At 42.9% G+C, this 15,584-nt stretch carries 12 protein-coding genes; 7 read left to right on the top strand and 5 right to left on the bottom strand.

All coding sequences use genetic code 11. The features are described from left to right. Positions 1-15: 15 nt before the first annotated feature. On the bottom strand, positions 16-1,044 hold the full coding sequence (locus ACW6NC_RS07650) for a glycosyltransferase family 2 protein (protein ID WP_457864946.1): 1,029 nt from the start codon (positions 1,042-1,044) through the stop codon (positions 16-18). Then, the gene (locus ACW6NC_RS07645) at positions 1,041-1,496 is read right to left on the bottom strand and encodes a type I restriction enzyme HsdR N-terminal domain-containing protein (RefSeq protein WP_457864944.1); all 456 of its coding nucleotides are present in this window, start codon (positions 1,494-1,496) and stop codon (positions 1,041-1,043) included. The genes ACW6NC_RS07650 and ACW6NC_RS07645 overlap by 4 nt, the downstream gene beginning before the upstream one ends. 86 nt (positions 1,497-1,582) lie before the next feature. Between ACW6NC_RS07645 and holA the strand changes: the two genes are divergently transcribed. The 7 genes from holA (at position 1,583) to ACW6NC_RS07610 (ending at position 8,768) form a co-directional block, all read left to right on the top strand. After that, positions 1,583-2,590, top strand: a complete 1,008-nt coding sequence (gene holA / locus ACW6NC_RS07640) for a DNA polymerase III subunit delta (RefSeq protein WP_457864942.1) — start codon at positions 1,583-1,585, stop codon at positions 2,588-2,590. Beyond that, positions 2,587-3,489 (top strand): 1,4-dihydroxy-2-naphthoate octaprenyltransferase, encoded by a 903-nt coding sequence (gene menA, locus ACW6NC_RS07635; RefSeq protein ID WP_457864941.1) that lies wholly within the window; start codon positions 2,587-2,589, stop codon positions 3,487-3,489. The genes holA and menA overlap by 4 nt, the downstream gene beginning before the upstream one ends. 114 nt (positions 3,490-3,603) lie before the next feature. Next, the gene (locus ACW6NC_RS07630; protein ID WP_457864940.1) at positions 3,604-4,284 is read left to right on the top strand and encodes a metal-dependent hydrolase; all 681 of its coding nucleotides are present in this window, start codon (positions 3,604-3,606) and stop codon (positions 4,282-4,284) included. Positions 4,285-4,301: 17 nt separating this feature from the next. After that, positions 4,302-5,336 (top strand): o-succinylbenzoate synthase, encoded by a 1,035-nt coding sequence (locus tag ACW6NC_RS07625; protein WP_457864939.1) that lies wholly within the window; start codon positions 4,302-4,304, stop codon positions 5,334-5,336. A 3-nt stretch (positions 5,337-5,339) separates the two neighbouring features. Then, entirely contained in the window at positions 5,340-6,281 is a 942-nt protein-coding gene (locus ACW6NC_RS07620) for a CPBP family intramembrane glutamic endopeptidase (RefSeq protein WP_457864938.1), read from the top strand. 61 nt (positions 6,282-6,342) lie between these two features. Continuing rightward, positions 6,343-7,440, top strand: a complete 1,098-nt coding sequence (locus ACW6NC_RS07615) for an AMP-binding protein (protein ID WP_457864937.1) — start codon at positions 6,343-6,345, stop codon at positions 7,438-7,440. 8 nt (positions 7,441-7,448) lie between these two features. After that, positions 7,449-8,768, top strand: a complete 1,320-nt coding sequence (locus tag ACW6NC_RS07610; RefSeq protein WP_457864935.1) for a M24 family metallopeptidase — start codon at positions 7,449-7,451, stop codon at positions 8,766-8,768. A gap of 133 nt (positions 8,769-8,901) precedes the next feature. On the opposite strand, the gene ACW6NC_RS07605 is transcribed toward ACW6NC_RS07610, so the two are convergent. The 3 genes from ACW6NC_RS07605 to ACW6NC_RS07595 form a co-directional block, all read right to left on the bottom strand. Continuing rightward, the gene (locus tag ACW6NC_RS07605; protein ID WP_457864933.1) at positions 8,902-11,682 is read right to left on the bottom strand and encodes a cation-translocating P-type ATPase; all 2,781 of its coding nucleotides are present in this window, start codon (positions 11,680-11,682) and stop codon (positions 8,902-8,904) included. Positions 11,683-11,806: 124 nt separating this feature from the next. Continuing rightward, positions 11,807-12,760, bottom strand: coding sequence for a 1-phosphofructokinase family hexose kinase (locus tag ACW6NC_RS07600; protein WP_457864931.1), 954 nt, complete (start codon positions 12,758-12,760; stop codon positions 11,807-11,809). 58 nt (positions 12,761-12,818) lie between these two features. After that, positions 12,819-15,572, bottom strand: coding sequence for a cation-translocating P-type ATPase (locus ACW6NC_RS07595; protein ID WP_457864929.1), 2,754 nt, complete (start codon positions 15,570-15,572; stop codon positions 12,819-12,821). Positions 15,573-15,584 lie beyond the last annotated feature (12 nt).

Below are 15,584 nucleotides of genomic sequence, written 5' to 3'. Positions count from 1 at the left end.
TTTTTAAATGTTTTGCTATAAATCAGAGTATTTCCGCTTACCGTTGATAAAATAAGCGATAACAATGGATTTCTGAGTGTAATAATCTTTCTTTTTGGGTAGAATTCTACGCTTTTCCAAAAAGTGGGAGATATGGCTGTAAAAACTAAGATGTGCCTGGAAAATCGCGAAAAAGTGTGCAAATTTTCCTGCCGCAATGAACTTTATGGCCGCCAAAAAGTCCAGGCTCATCCTTAAAAGAATCAAGAAAAAAGCCGAGTGTCCCGGGGCGTTCTTTAAAAGTGAAAATAAACTGTTTCTGAAATTGAAAAAGGTCTTGCGCGGATTCATGGAATCCAGGGTAGCCCCGCCAAGGTGATAAACCCGGGAGGCTCCTGTATATTTAATTTTGTATCCCAGGTTATGCAGTCGCCAGCAAAGATCGATTTCTTCCTGGTGAGCGAAATAAGTCTCATCCAGGGCACCGGCCTGGTAAAATGCCGAACTCCTAATGGCCAGGCAGGCACCACTTGCCCAAAAAATGTAGCTATCCTCGTTATATTGTCCGTGATCCTCTTCCAGGGTGTCAAATATCCGCCCCCTGCAGTAAGGATAACCCAGCATATCGATAAAACCTCCGGCGGCCCCGGCATATTCAAAGTGATCTTTGTTTTTGTAATCGAGTAATTTAGGTTGTACTGCCGCAGTATCCGGTTCCCTTTGAAATATTTCGATAATAGGGTCAAGCCAGTTTTCTGTAACTTCAACATCGGAGTTCAACAGGATAAATACATCTTCCTTAAGAGCCTTCAGGGCCTGGTTGTATCCTTTGGCATACCCATAATTCTTATGATTCTCAAGGAGCTTAACTCCCGGGAATTCCTCTCTTACCACTACAACCGAGTCATCGGTAGAAGCATTATCAGCGACATATATTTGAGCCTTTTGGGAATGGAGCAGGACAGAGGGCAGAAATTCTCTAAGAAGATCTCGGCCATTCCAATTTAGGATCACCACCGCTATACTTAGCGATTCGTTCGTTCCGACTTCATTGGTCATGCTCATTTATTTTTGTTTTTCCATTGGGGAAGTTCTTTTAAAAAAATATAGGTTTCCTGCTCATAATCCATCTGGCAGTAATAGTGTTCAAGGCCATTACTGAGCATTAAATATTCGGCCTGAAGACTCAAATTATACCTGGCGATCTGATCGAAAGTATCCTGGGTTATTTTTACCCCGGGAGCTTTGCATTCTACAATAAGAAAGATGCTGCCATCGGAATTGTAAACGATCAGGTCATATCTTTTTACCAGTTTTCCCAGTTTCAATTGCTTTTCAGCATTGATAAGGCTTTTTGGATAGTTTTTGTTTTCAATTAAAAAGCGAATACAATGTTGTCTTACCCATTCCTCAGGAGTAAGCACCACAAATTTTTTACGAAGCTCATCAAAAACGGCTATTTTATTTTGATTATTTTTGAACCGAAACCGGTACTGGGGGAAATTAAGGTCAAGCATAAGTCCAAAAATAGCAAAGTCAGAAGATATTTCTGTAGCAGGCCACTAATTAAATTCCAAACTTACCAGCCGAACCAAATCTTTACATGGAAGAAGCAAAACAAATTGTGAATAACATCCGCCAGGGAAAGATCGCTCCAGTCTATTTCCTGATGGGGGAAGAACCTTATTATATAGATAAGATCGCTGATTTTATCGCAGAAAATATCCTTTCCGAGGAAGAAAGGGGTTTCAACCAGATGGTGATGTATGGGCGGGATACTACTATTGATGAAATTTCCAGTAATGCCCGACGCTATCCAATGATGGCCGAGCGCCAGGTGCTCATTGTAAAGGAAGCCCAGGATCTTTCCAGGAGCATGGAGAGTTTAAGTGCCTACTGCGATAATCCTCAGCCCACCACAGTCCTTGTGATGTGTTATAAATACAAGAAGATAGATAAGCGGAAGAAACTGTATAAATCGATTAATAAGTCTGGAATTATCTTTGAAAGCAAACGCCTTTATGATAACCAGGTTGGTCCATGGATCCAGACCACACTTAAATCCAGAGGCTATACCATTTCTCCCAAAGCAGCCCAGATGTTGGTGGAGTTCCTGGGGACAGACCTGGGTAAGATCGATAATGAACTCGAGAAGCTTCAGCTGATTACCCCAAAGGAGGTTCAGATAACTCCGGAGCTCATTGAAGAGAATATAGGTATTAGTAAGGATTTTAACAATTTTGAACTTCGCAAGGCAATAGGATCTCGGGATGTGGTAAAGGCACATCGCATTATTAATTATTTCGCACAAAATCCCAAAGACAACCCACTAGTAGTAACTATTTCCTTGTTGTTTTCTTATTTCTCCCAGGTCTTACAATATCACGGGTTGTCGGATAAATCAAAGGCAAATGTAGCCAAGCAACTAAAGGTTAATCCTTATTTTGTAAGCGATTATGTCGAAGCGGCAAAGAATTATCCGATGAAAAAAGTGAGCCGGGCTATAGATCTTTTGCATCAAACCGATGCAAAGGGTAAGGGAGTTGGAGCGGCCAATGTTTCCCAGGGCGACCTGTTAAAAGAATTACTGGTTAAAATAATGAATAAATGAAAAAATTATACTCCTGGATAAATGCTGCCCGGTTAAGAACGCTTCCGCTATCGGTTTCAGGGATTATAGTAGGGACAACCATTGCCGTGCAACACGGCTATTTTAATATTGCTATTTTCAGCCTGGCCCTTGGGACCACCCTGGGTCTTCAGGTACTTTCCAATTTTGCCAATGATTATGGAGATGGAGTAAAAGGAACCGATAATGAAGACCGGGTAGGGCCTCAGCGCGCCCTGCAAAGTGGAATGATTACCAGAGGGGAAATGAAACAGGCCATCATCATTACTGCGATTGGGACCCTATTACTGGCCATTCTGCTGATTTATGCTGCTTTTGGGAAAGAAAACCTTCTTTTTGCGCTGATGTTTTTTCTCCTGGGCATTGCGGCCATCGCCGCAGCCATAAAATACACCGTAGGAGATTCGGCCTATGGATATCGGGGTTTAGGGGATGTTTTCGTTTTTGTCTTTTTCGGATTAGTGGCGGTATATGGCTCCTATTTCCTATATGCTCATGAATTTAGATGGGAAGTTTTACTTCCTGCCTTTACCATTGGCCTTCTTAGTATGGGAGTATTAAACCTCAATAATATGCGGGACCGCAGTTCCGATGAAAAGGCCGGTAAAAATACCCTGGCGGTAATCCTTGGGGATAAGAAAGCCAAGAACTATCATTATATCCTGATCCTTTTTGCCATTTTTTGCCTGGTTCTTTATACCGTGCTCTGTTATGATGGTGCAAGTGATTTTCTTTATCTACCAGCCCTGGTGCCATTACTGCTTCATCTGAAAAGAGTGGTGGAAAATGAAAACCCCATCTTGTTGGATCCGGAATTGAAAATCCTGGCCCTTTCTACTTTTGCCCTGGCAATCCTCTTTGGAATTGGACAGATCATCTGAGTTTTTAACAAAATTATATAGCGCAGGGGATATTAAGAAAATGCCTAATGCTTAATTTTACATTTAAAGCTATATTTAGACTTAGCCTTATTATTTAATCAAAAAAATATCAGGATGAAAATAAGTTTTTACGGACAAAGCTGCCTTGGGTTGGAGATAGGTCAAACCCATATTTTGGTTGATCCTTTTATCTCAGGAAATCCACTGGCAAAAGACAAAATCGATATCGAGGCCCTTAAGGCTGATTATATTTTGCTTACTCACGCCCACCAGGATCACAGCCTGGATGCCGAAGCCATTGCTAAAAGAACCGGCGCTGTCATCGTAAGCAACTTTGAAATCGCCAGTCATTACGAAGACAAAGGCATCGAGGTACATCCTATGAATCACGGAGGAAGCTGGGATTTTGATTTTGGAATGCTCAAGTATGTAAATGCTATTCACTCCAGTTCATTCCCTGATGGCTCTTATGGTGGTCAACCAGGAGGTTTTGTTATTGAAGGAGAACATAAAAATATTTATATTGCCGGAGATACGGCTTTGACCATGGATATGAAACTTATCCCGATGCAAACCAGCCTGGATCTCGCTATTTTGCCTATTGGCGATAATTTCACAATGGGTATAGACGATGCCATTATAGCCAGTGATTTTGTGGAATGTGATAAGGTGTTAGGCTGTCATTTCGATACCTTTGGCTATATTGAAATTGATCATGAGGAAGCCAAGCGAAAATTTTACGAAAAAGGCAAGGACCTTATGTTACTCGATATTGGAGAAAGCATAGAATTATAACTATAAAGCCCCTGTAGATGCAGGCAAATTACAAAAAGTATATTTTAAATTTCAAACGCCCCAGCGGAACTTCCCGGGGCGTTCTTACTACCAAAGAAACCTGGTTTCTCCAAATCACCGATGGAAAACGCTCAGGAATTGGAGAATGTGGTATTCTTCGTGGTTTGAGCATAGACGATCGTCCGGATTATCAACAACGATTAGAATGGGTCTGTAAGCACATTGATGCAGGGCCCGACTTTCTTTGGGAGGAATTAAAGGAATTTCCAAGCCTTCAGTTTGGGGTGGAAATGGCCTTCAGGTCTTTAAAATCAGATCATCCATTTTTGCTTTTTCCTTCAGAATTCACCCGTGGAGAGGCGTCCATCCCTATCAACGGACTGATTTGGATGGGGGATAAAACGGATATGAAACGACAGATCGCTCAAAAGATAGAGGCAGGTTTTGACTGTATCAAAATGAAGATAGGCGCTATTGATTTTGAAACGGAACTAGGACTTCTCAAGTATATTAGACGAGAATTTTCCCCGGAAGAGATCGAATTGCGGGTAGACGCTAACGGGGCTTTTTCCAGGGAGGACGCCCTGGAAAAATTAAAACGGCTTAGCGCCTTTGAGCTCCATAGTATCGAGCAGCCGATCAGGAAAGGACAATGGGTGGCTATGGCTGAATTATGCGAAAAAACTCCTCTTCCTATAGCCTTGGATGAAGAGCTTATTGGCATTTTCGATAAAAAGGAAAAGGAGGAGATGCTTGGTAAAATTCAACCGCAGTACCTTATATTTAAACCCAGTTTAATCGGTGGTTATAAAGGAACCCAGGAATGGATCGATCAGGCTGAAAAACATCAGATTGGCTGGTGGATAACCAGTGCCCTGGAGAGCAATATTGGTCTTAACGCCATTGCGCAATGGACCTATATAAAAAATACGCTAATGCCGCAAGGCCTTGGTACCGGAAGTCTTTACACCAATAACTTTACAAGTCCGCTGGAGGTCAAACGCGGTGAAATTCACTATAATCCAGAGGAGAAATGGGATTTTAACTTTTAACATATGTATATAGCTCAAGCTTTTAAATTCCGCCATGAATTCTGGCGGTATATTCTGGGAACCCTTATCGTAATCGCCGGAGTGATCATTGGTCAAATTCCTCTTGCTGTGGCAATTTTCCTGGCCGGAGGTATGGAAGTAATGGGGATGGGAGAATCTGAGATCATGCAGGTGCTCGACCCCAACCTTAATCTTTTTCTAATGCTGTTAACCTTTGCCGTGGGTCTTGTTGCCGTTTTTGTTGTAGTGAAATTTCTTCACGGGCAAAGCCTGAATTCCCTGACCACCAGTAGAAAGAAAATAGACTGGAGCCGGGTTTTCTTCGCCTTTGGACTTGTGGCCCTGCTGACTGTGCTTTTGAGTCTTGCTGATTATTATGCCAACCCGGAAGATTTTGTGGTGAATTTTAAACCTGTCCCTTTTCTGATTCTCACTTTGATAGCGATCGTTATGATTCCACTACAGACCAGTTTTGAGGAATATTTTTTCCGGGGTTACCTGATGCAGGGCATTGGAATCCTGGCTGGCAACAGGTGGCTTCCCCTTATCATTACCTCTGTGGTTTTTGGCGGGCTTCATTTCTTTAATCCTGAGGTAACCCAACTGGGTAATATTATTATGACCTACTATATAGGAACGGGTTTTATGCTGGGCATCATGACCTTAATGGATGAGGGGTTGGAACTGGCTCTGGGTTTTCACGCGGCTAATAACCTGGTTGCTGTACTTCTGGTTACTGCGGAATGGACCGCATTCCAGAGTCATTCAATTTTAAAAGATATCTCTGAACCTACAGCAGGCTGGGACGTTTTGGTACCTGTATTTATAATTTATCCAGCACTTCTATATATCATGGCCAGAAAATATGGCTGGAAGGGGTGGAGACACAAACTTTTTGGAAAGGTGGAGGAGCCTGAAACCTTAAATCTTTCAAAAGAAGCTTAAAATTTTCATAAGTATTTGGTAACTTTAGGTAATTAGTAAATTTCCTACCTTGGTTAAACAGATGGCAGATAAATACAAAGTACCGGAAACGCATCTGGGTTTTAAGCTTAACAAGCGCTACTTTTCCAATGCTGAACTTTATCAGGTTGCCTATAGTTTTATAAAAGAAGGAGAGCCCTTTGAAGAAAGAATTGGTAGTTTTCTTCTGGACTGGATCAAACCTGGAAGTACGATAGAGGTCCAGACTTCCGGCTCTACCGGAACCCCTAAAAAGATCAAGATTAAAAAGGAACACATGATCAATTCAGCGCATGCTACTTCCAGGTTTTTTAATCTACCGGAGCATACTACTGCGCTTATGTGTCTGCCCGCTGATTTTATAGCGGGAAAAATGATGTTGGTGCGGGCAATGGTCCTGGGATGGCATCTTGACCTTGTACCCCCATCCTCTAATCCCCTGGATCAGGTCTTTAAGCGTTATGATTTTTGTGCCATGACCCCCTTTCAACTGGATAATTCCATTGGCAGGCTGCATCTTATCAAAAAACTTATCGTAGGAGGTGGCGCGGTGTCAACCCGTCTTCAGAAAATGGTCAGGGATTTGGAAACCAAGGTGTATGAAACCTATGGGATGACCGAAACCGTTACCCATATCGCTGCGAAACGCTTAAATCCCAGGAACAAAAAAAAGCACCCCAGACCCTTTAAGGTGCTGCCTAATATCAATATATCCCAGGATGAGCGGGGATGCCTGGTCATTAAAGCCCCTAAACTGGCTGATAAACCTATTGTTACCAATGATATAGTCGAAATTCTTACCTATAAAAAATTCATCTGGAAGGGACGAATAGATAATATGGTTAATTCAGGGGGGATTAAGTTGTTCCCAGAAGAAATAGAACGAAAACTCGAAAAGATCATCGATCAGCGTTTATTTGTAACATCCATGCCTGATGATGCCCTGGGAGAAAAACTTGTCCTTTTTGTGGAAAGTGATTTTTCAGAGGAAATGCTATCCGATTTGCAAAAGCGCATTAAGGCCCTGAAAAGCCTTGATAAATACGAAGCCCCTAAAAAGATCTATCTTATTGAAAAATTTGAAGAAACCCCCAACGGGAAGATTCACAGGGAGAATACGGTTAAAAGCAAAGTGAATTAATTCCAAATATGCAGAAACTCTTTTTATGGTTCAGTCTGCTGAGTGGTTTGCTCTGCTCAGGTCAAATTCTCTCTGAGCGTGAACAGGCAGCGCTAAAAGATGAGATTTTAAAGGATAAATTTGAAAATCTGTTACCTGGGCTGATGGACAGGGCAGCCATTGATATGTGGGTAGTGATGGCCAGGGAATATAATGAAGACCCTGTCTTGCGCACCATGCTACCTGCCACCTGGCTCAATGCCCGCAGACGCACCATTCTGGTATTTTACAGGGATAAAGAAGCCGATAGCATAGAGCGACTTGCCGTTGCCCGTTACCAGGTGGGGGAAAACATTAAGGGAGCCTGGGATCCTGAGCAACAGCCCAACCAGTGGCAAGCCCTGATGGAAATCATAAAAACAAGAGATCCTCAAAAAATAGCCTTAAACTTTTCCAGTGATTATGGCCTGGCTGATGGCCTGGTCAGCACTGATTTTAAAGAATTCCAGAAATACCTTCCAGCATCTTATAAGGTTCGCCTGGTTTCGGCAGAGACTTTAGCTGTAGGTTGGCTCGAGACCAGGAGTGAAATGGAGATGAGGCTTTACCCAGAGCTGGTAAAGGTCACTAAAGCGATTATTGAGGAAGCCTTCAGTGAAAAGGTGATCACCCCTGGCCAGACCACCACTGATGATCTGGTCTGGTGGATGCGTCAAAAAGTTACTGACCTTGGCCTTGAAACCTGGTTTCATCCAAGTGTTTCCATCCAGCGCAATGAGCAGGCCCTGGAGGATCATATTTCCGCTTTCTCTTCCAATAAAGAGGGAAAAACTATTTTCCAGGGAGATTTACTGCACTGTGATTTCGGGATCACTTATTTAGGTCTCAATACCGATTGCCAGCAAATGGCTTATATCCTAAAACCCGGAGAAACCCAAGCCCCTGTATTTTTGCAGAAGGCCCTGGAGAAGGGGAACAGGCTTCAGGATATCTTAACCGGAAATTTCGAATCGGGGAAAACGGGAAATCAAATTCTTTCAGCGAGTTTAAACCAGGCCGAAAAGGAAAATCTAAAAGCGATGATCTACACGCATCCTTTGGGTTTATATGGGCATTCTGCGGGCACTACTATCGGGATGTGGGATGCACAGGATGGGGTACCAGGAATAGGGGAGTATCCTTTAAAGGAGAATACGGTCTATGCAATTGAACTCAATACCCGCGTTTATATTAGGGAGTGGGAGCAGGAGGTACGAATTATGCTGGAGGAAGCTGGGTTTTGGGGCCCAGATGGCTTTAGTTATATTCAGGGAAGACAGAAGAAGTTATTGTTAATCCCGCCGGAATAAAATTATTCTTGCTTTGGAAGCTGCTGCCTTTGCTGATGAAATCAAGATCAAATATTTTGGATTCATCTCCCTGCCCTTTACCGGAAAATAAGGTAATTCGTGACTTTGCTCCCTGACATTTTCACTTCATATTTTAAATAATTTTCTTTTTGAATTTTAAATATTTAAAGAGTTCGCCTCCAAAAAGCACCAGGGATGATAGGAGGAAAATAATCAGAAAATGAAGATAGGGAAGATCTTCAAAGCCAAAGAGTTCACGGAGAAAAGGTACTTTTATTACGGCTATCTGCCCTGCTAATGAGGCCACAAATGCAATGTTAATCCATTTGTTGGTGAACATACCTATCTCGAAAATTGATTGCCGGAGCGAACGCATATTAAATACGTTGTAAAGCTGGGTCATTGCCACGGTTAAAAAGGTGCCTGTTCTGGCCATAGTTTCACCCTGGGGCATGTAATAATCTAAAACCAGTATGGATAAGGTAACCATAATAGCAGCCATCATTAACAGGTAAGGCGCTATATCCCAGTGCAGGATATTGGCGTTTTTGTCAATCGGGGGCTGATGCATGATTTCCCCATGGCCAGGTTCTGTAGCCAGGGCAACGTCCATAACCCCATCTGTCACCAGGTTCACAAACAAGATCATAGCTGCAGTCAATGGAATCGGAAAACCAAGGGAAAGGCCTACAATAAGCACTGAGGTGGAAGCAAAATTAGTGGTAAGTAGAAAATAACTCGTTTTTTTTACATTTTCAAACACGATCCTGCCTTCCCTGATCGCATTGACTATACTACTAAAGTTATCGTCTTGCAGCACAATTTGAGAAGCATCCTTTGCCACATCGGTACCTCGCTGTCCCATTGCAATGCCTACATCAGCCCGTTTTAATGCTGGTGCATCATTGACCCCGTCGCCGGTCATAGCCACCAGGGTATCTTTGGCTTGAAGTCTTTTGGCAATGCGAAGCTTGGTCTGAGGATCAACCCTTGCATATACATTTACATGTGCTAAATAATCATCAAATTTCTCATCGTCCACATCCAATTCTTTGGCGGTGAGTGAGACCGGGTACGGGCCATCTTCCTCTAAATCTTTAGCCTCCACAATACCCACCTCCTGGGCAATGGCCGCTGCTGTTTTTTTATGATCTCCAGTAACCATGATCACGCGTACCCCGGCGGCCTTACATTCTTGAATCGATTCTTTTACCCCCTTTCTTGGAGGATCTATGATGCCGGTAATACCAACCCAAATCAATTCTCTTATATCCTCGGGGTCCACTTTTTCCTTGTCGGGTGCTTTTTTATACCCCTGGGCTAGAACACGCATAGCCTCCCCGGTCCATTGATCTATTTTATCACGAATCTCTTCTGCTTTTTTATCGGTCATCTCTTCAGGACCATCAGGGCTAAGCCATTGAGTACTTAGTTCAAGTATTCTTTCCGGGGCTCCAAGGACAAATAACTCCGCGCCTTCTTCAGTTTCTATAAGGCTGGCGCGAAATTTTTGTTCTGAATTAAAGGGCAGGTCATCGAGAAGTTTATAATTCTTATAAGGTTCTTCCTGTTCAACTTGTGCCTTTCGACTCATCACAAGCATGGCCACCTCCGTGGGATCCCCCGTAATTTTTGGTCCTTTATTGCTGTTTTCGCCTTTGTTCTTTCCTGCGACTGTTTCTTTGTTTTTCGGCTCTTGTTGGTTTTTTTCCTTTTCCTCTGTAATGGAGGCATTATTAGAGAAAGCGGCAATAGCGAACAACTTTCTTTCAACGGGATTTTTTTTAAGGTCGATGTTTTCCTCTTCTTTTTTAAAATCACCATGTAACTGGTAACCGCTTCCCGAAACCGATAACTCTTGTCCACTACCAGTAAATATTTTCTTGACCGTTAAAATACTTTGGGTAATGGTCCCTGTTTTATCAGATAGAATCGTCGATACAGATCCCATCATTTCGGTGGCGGTAAACTCCCTGATAATCGCGTTCTTTTTAGCCATACGATTGGCTCCAATGGCAAGAACTATAGAGATCACTACAGGTAAACCTTCGGGAATCGATGATACTAATGTGGCAATGGTCACGAGCAGGATTTCCTGAAAATCGAAGGCGCGATACCAGTAGCCAATAGCAAATACGATCATTGCAGTGAATATGGCAATAATAGCCATCTGCTTACCTAACTTACCGGTTTTCTTTTTGAAATTGGAATCCCGCATTTTCATGCTTCCCATCGATGAGGCAATCTTCCCAATTTCAGTTTTTTTACCAATGGCCGTAACTACTGCCTTTCCTTCTCCCCGGGCAATATTGGTTCCTTTCCACACCATGTTTGAACGATCACCTACGGCAGTATCTTCCTCAACAGGATCTGGTTCCTTTTTTACAGGCATGGATTCCCCGGTGAGCGAAGCCTCGGTCGCCCTTAAATCTTTTTTCTCTATCAATCGCCCATCTGCCGGAACTGTCGCCCCTTCTTTCAATATGATGATATCTCCTGGTACAACCTCCTCCGAAGGAATTTCTTCCTGCTTCCCATCACGTAGCACATAAGCTTTTTTCTTAACCAGACTTTTTATGGCCTCAATGGCCTTTTCGGCTTTATACTCCTGGACAAAGCCCATTATTGCGTTGAATAATATTACAGCCAAAATTATATAAACATCAGCCATTTGGTCAGCCCACCAGGCAATTCCTGCTGCCAGGAACAATATGAGGATTAGAAAATCCTTGAATTGTTTTAGAAAAAGCAATAGAGGATTCATTCCTCCTTTTTCCGGAAGTTTGTTTTTTCCGAATTGCTCCTGTCTTTTGTGAGCCTCTTTAGAAGAAAGGCCTTCTTTTTTGCCTGAAACTTTTTCCAAGGTTTCTTCAATACTTATGCTATGATAGGGGTATTTTTGATCAATCTCCATAGGTATTGTCTTTTGTATTCTGTAATCAGGTTTTTCTTTGCTTGTCCTTAAGGAGGTTCCGCTTCATCATTTAATTGCTATTCTATTCTTTGCTTTAAAATTACAGGGGTTTCACTAGCCAAGCTTATCCTTTCCCGGTTTGGGTACGCTCTTTTTCACTAAGCCAGTCGAATATGCGTTCGACGTCTTTTTTGCGACATAATTCTGTTCCGGGAGTTATGGTTGCGGCGGTACCTGCAGCTACTCCCCATTTAACAGCATCCCTTAACTGATCTCCCCGGGAAAGGGATAAAATCAAGCCTCCCACCATGGAATCCCCGGCACCCACAGTACTGTCCTGCTTTACCGTGGGAGGTACCACATAGTCCGTAGTATCTTCTGTTACGATCATGGCGCCCCGTGCGCCCAGGGAAACTATGAGCATGTCTGCTTTGCCTTGGCTTATAATTTCTTTCGCGATCTCTTCCTGTTCCAGGCCTGAAATCTCCTCTTTTCCCGCCAGGGTACTAAGCTCGCCTAAGTTAGGCTTCATAATGCAAACTCCCTTTTCCGCGGCTTTTATTAATGCCTTTCCCGAGGTGTCCACCAGGCATTTTATATTTTTACTTTTGGCAATCTCCGCTAGAGTCCCGTAGAAATCATCTGGTGCATCCGGAGGTAAACTGCCACTGGCCACAAGGTATTCCACCTGACCGGGAAGATTCTTTATGATGTCCAAACATTGCTGCAGGGCTCCCTGGCCAAGCATTGCTCCGGGCATTCCAAACCGGTATTGATCTCCGGTTGAAGTTTCCAGTACCATTAAATTCTCCCGGGTATTATTTTGGATAGCAATACGCTGCTGAGCAACTTCTTCCTTTTTAAGCAATTCTTCTATTTTTCCGCCCGCGGGCCCTCCTGCGGCATAAATTGCAAGGGATTTACCGCCAAGGATATTAATGGCCCTGGACACGTTTATGCCACCACCGCCTGGGTGGTAATGGGGTTCTTCACATCGGAGTTTCTTCTGTGGCTGCAGCCTTTCTATAGAAGTGCTTTTATCAAGTGCCGGATTTAGTGTTAAGGTGACGATTTTCATAAGCCTGTATTTAGTGGTTAAAAAATAGCTATTCTTCTATTTTTATTGCATCGTGTTTTTAACGGGGCGTTGAGTTTTTTGCGTTGTTGCTAAATATTTTAATGAGTTGGATGATGATTAAAGGCAGTAAACTTGTGATAAGGATAAGGCCCCAAATTCTTAATTCAAGTTGATGAAATGAAAGAATTTGGGAAACCCCGGGAATGAAATAGGCGGCAAAGAGTACCGTAAAACAAAAAGCCAGTGCCATCCATATATATTTATTGCGGGTCACCTGGTTATTAAAGGTTTTTTCCTGGCTATCCCTCATATTAAACACATGGAGTAATTGGGCAATGGCAAGGCTGAAAAAGGCCACATTATTGGTTATCTCTTTAGGTTGCTCCCATACAAAATGCGCAAATAAATAAGCTCCTGAAATACAAATAGTGAGTATCCCCCCGTATAAGGCTATTTGTAACCAGTTCTTTTTGGTGAGAATGGGTTCCTGAGGGTCTTTTGGAGGTTTTTTCATAATACCCGGATTGCCTTTTCCAATTCCCAAAGCCAGTGCAGGAAAGACATCCGACAATAAATTAAGGAAAAGTAGCTGTAAGGGAAGCAGAGGCAGGGTAAAAAGGCTAAAACTAATCAGTGCGATGATCAGAATTTCCCCCAGATGATAGGAGAGTTGATAAATGATGAATTTCCTTATGTTTCCAAAAATGATTCGCCCCTGTTCAATGGCCGTGACAATAGCATTAAAAGAATCATCTTTTAGCACCATATCAGAGACTTCCTGGGCCACCTGAGTCCCGCGTTTGCCCATGGCAATACCAATATTAGCTCTTTTCAGGGCGGGCGCATCATTGATGCCATCCCCGGTCATGCCTACGATTTCTCCGTGATCCTGGAAATGTTTGATCACGGATAATTTCTGAGCTGGGTCTACCCTGGAGAATATTTTGGTATTGAGCAGCCTGGAGTCATCTTCTTTTTCAAGTTCTTCCTGAAGTTGGTCTCCCGAAAGCACCCCGTTTTCCTTATTTTCTTCCTGCTCCAATAAATTGACCTGCTTACCTACATTTTTAGCCGTACCGGGGTGATCCCCGGTTATCATGATAACTTTAATGCCGGCCTCTTTGCAGGTTTCAATGGCATCGGAAACCTCATTCCTGGGAGGGTCAAGAAAGCCGATTAATCCGGCAAAATTCATTTCCTGGATAAAGTCTTCCGCTGCTTTTCCTTCAGGGAGCCGGTCTGTTTTTTTATAGGAAAAGGCCAGGACCCGCAATCCTTCCTGGGATAGTTCATCGTTTTTTTGACGCCAGTAATCCTTGTCCTGATCCGATAATTCCCTGAGATCATCTCCGACCAAAATCTTGTTTGAGCGGTCCAAAATAGCATTGGCAGCACCTTTTCCCGCCACATAGAATGCCTCATCATCCTTATAAACAGCGCCCATAACCATAGATTCAGAGTCGAAAGGATCGTGTAATTTCCTTTCTAATTCGCGATTTTTCTGATAAAGCTCTTTATTTAAATTTTTGGTAAAGTGTAATAAAGCGATCTCCAGGGGATCTCCATCTCCCATTCCACTTTCATCCACCCCGTCTTCAGCTTCTTTTTCCTCATGCTCCTCGTTTTCTAAAGTTGCATCATTGGCCAGTACCGCTATTTTGAATACCTGGAGGAAATTCTGGTTTTCCTCTGGTTTTTGTGCTTCTGAAATATTGGGTTTAGCGCCATCCCACTCCGCCTTCATCCTGATATCGTCCGGAAAAAACAAGGTGTTTACCGTAAGCTTATTCCTGGTCAGCGTTCCGGTTTTATCCGTGAAGATGACCGTGGTTTCTCCAAGAGTCTCTACGGCTTCCAGTTTTTTAACAATGACATTCTTTTTTGCCAGGCGCAGCATGCCTCTTGCAAGGGCTATACTGGCTACTATAGGCAATCCTTCAGGGATGGCAGCGATGGTCCAGGCAATAGCGGTCTGGATAAGTAAGTATATTTCTTTCCCGGCTATCCAGCCAAAGACAAGAAAAGCAACGGCAAGGCCTATTGTTACGAAAATCAGGTTTTTCGTAAGCTTATTTAATTTTTGATTGAGCGGTATCTCATCTTTTTTCTCTTCTCCAACCAGGGCAGAAATGCTTCCCAATTCGGTTTGCATACCAGTGGCAAAGACCACGGCTTTTGCCGTTCCGCCACTTACCGCTGTTCCTTTGTAAAGGATATTGGTTCGATCGGCTACAGGTTTTTCCTCTTTTAAAGCGTCCACGGATTTACTTATAGGAACCGATTCTCCTGTTAAAGGAGATTCATCAACTTGTAATTCCGTGGCCTCTATTATTCTCGCGTCTGCTGGAATTAAGTCACCGGATTCCACCATTAAGATATCCCCGGGGACAAGATGCTCCGCATCTATCTTTTCTTTTTTACCTTGGCGGATGACCCTGGCCCGTATTTTATCCATATCCTTTAAGGATTCCATTGATTTTTGGGCTTTATACTCCATCCAGAATCCTATAATCGTATTTATCACCAGGACAACAACAATAGCAATACCTTCCGCAATATCATCAAAGGAGAAGGCTAAAACGGCGGCAGCCGTTAAAAGGTAAATGATTGGATTATTGATTTGAGAAAAGAGTATTTGCCACCAGCTTTTCTGAGATTGCTCCTTGAGAATATTTTTCCCGTATTTTTTTAAACCTTCTTTTACCTCTTCTTTTGAAAGACCTTTTTCCTTATCTACATCGAATGCCTTAAGGATCTCTTCTGAAGACTTAAGAGAAGCATTTTCCATGATTTCTTTCGATCCATTTTCCATATCCTGATAGTT

This window comes from Salegentibacter profundi (assembly GCF_054121475.1).
Note: the sequence above shows the minus strand (reverse complement) of the source record. Positions and strands in the feature narration are given on the sequence as shown.

Excerpts from the sequence above, each read along its gene's own strand:
- ACW6NC_RS07650 (WP_457864946.1), bottom strand. The coding sequence starts at position 1,044 with ATGAGCATGACCAATGAAGTCGGAACGAACGAATCGCTAAGTATAGCG.
- menA (WP_457864941.1), top strand. The coding sequence starts at position 2,587 with ATGAAAAAATTATACTCCTGGATAAATGCTGCCCGGTTAAGAACGCTT.
- ACW6NC_RS07630 (WP_457864940.1), top strand. The coding sequence starts at position 3,604 with ATGAAAATAAGTTTTTACGGACAAAGCTGCCTTGGGTTGGAGATAGGT.
- ACW6NC_RS07605 (WP_457864933.1), bottom strand. The coding sequence starts at position 11,682 with ATGGAGATTGATCAAAAATACCCCTATCATAGCATAAGTATTGAAGAA.
- ACW6NC_RS07595 (WP_457864929.1), bottom strand. The coding sequence starts at position 15,572 with ATGGAAAATGGATCGAAAGAAATCATGGAAAATGCTTCTCTTAAGTCT.
- ACW6NC_RS07645 (WP_457864944.1), bottom strand. The coding sequence starts at position 1,496 with ATGCTTGACCTTAATTTCCCCCAGTACCGGTTTCGGTTCAAAAATAAT.
- ACW6NC_RS07600 (WP_457864931.1), bottom strand. The coding sequence starts at position 12,760 with ATGAAAATCGTCACCTTAACACTAAATCCGGCACTTGATAAAAGCACT.
- ACW6NC_RS07620 (WP_457864938.1), top strand. The coding sequence starts at position 5,340 with ATGTATATAGCTCAAGCTTTTAAATTCCGCCATGAATTCTGGCGGTAT.
- ACW6NC_RS07610 (WP_457864935.1), top strand. The coding sequence starts at position 7,449 with ATGCAGAAACTCTTTTTATGGTTCAGTCTGCTGAGTGGTTTGCTCTGC.
- holA (WP_457864942.1), top strand. The coding sequence starts at position 1,583 with ATGGAAGAAGCAAAACAAATTGTGAATAACATCCGCCAGGGAAAGATC.
- ACW6NC_RS07615 (WP_457864937.1), top strand. The coding sequence starts at position 6,343 with ATGGCAGATAAATACAAAGTACCGGAAACGCATCTGGGTTTTAAGCTT.
- ACW6NC_RS07625 (WP_457864939.1), top strand. The coding sequence starts at position 4,302 with ATGCAGGCAAATTACAAAAAGTATATTTTAAATTTCAAACGCCCCAGC.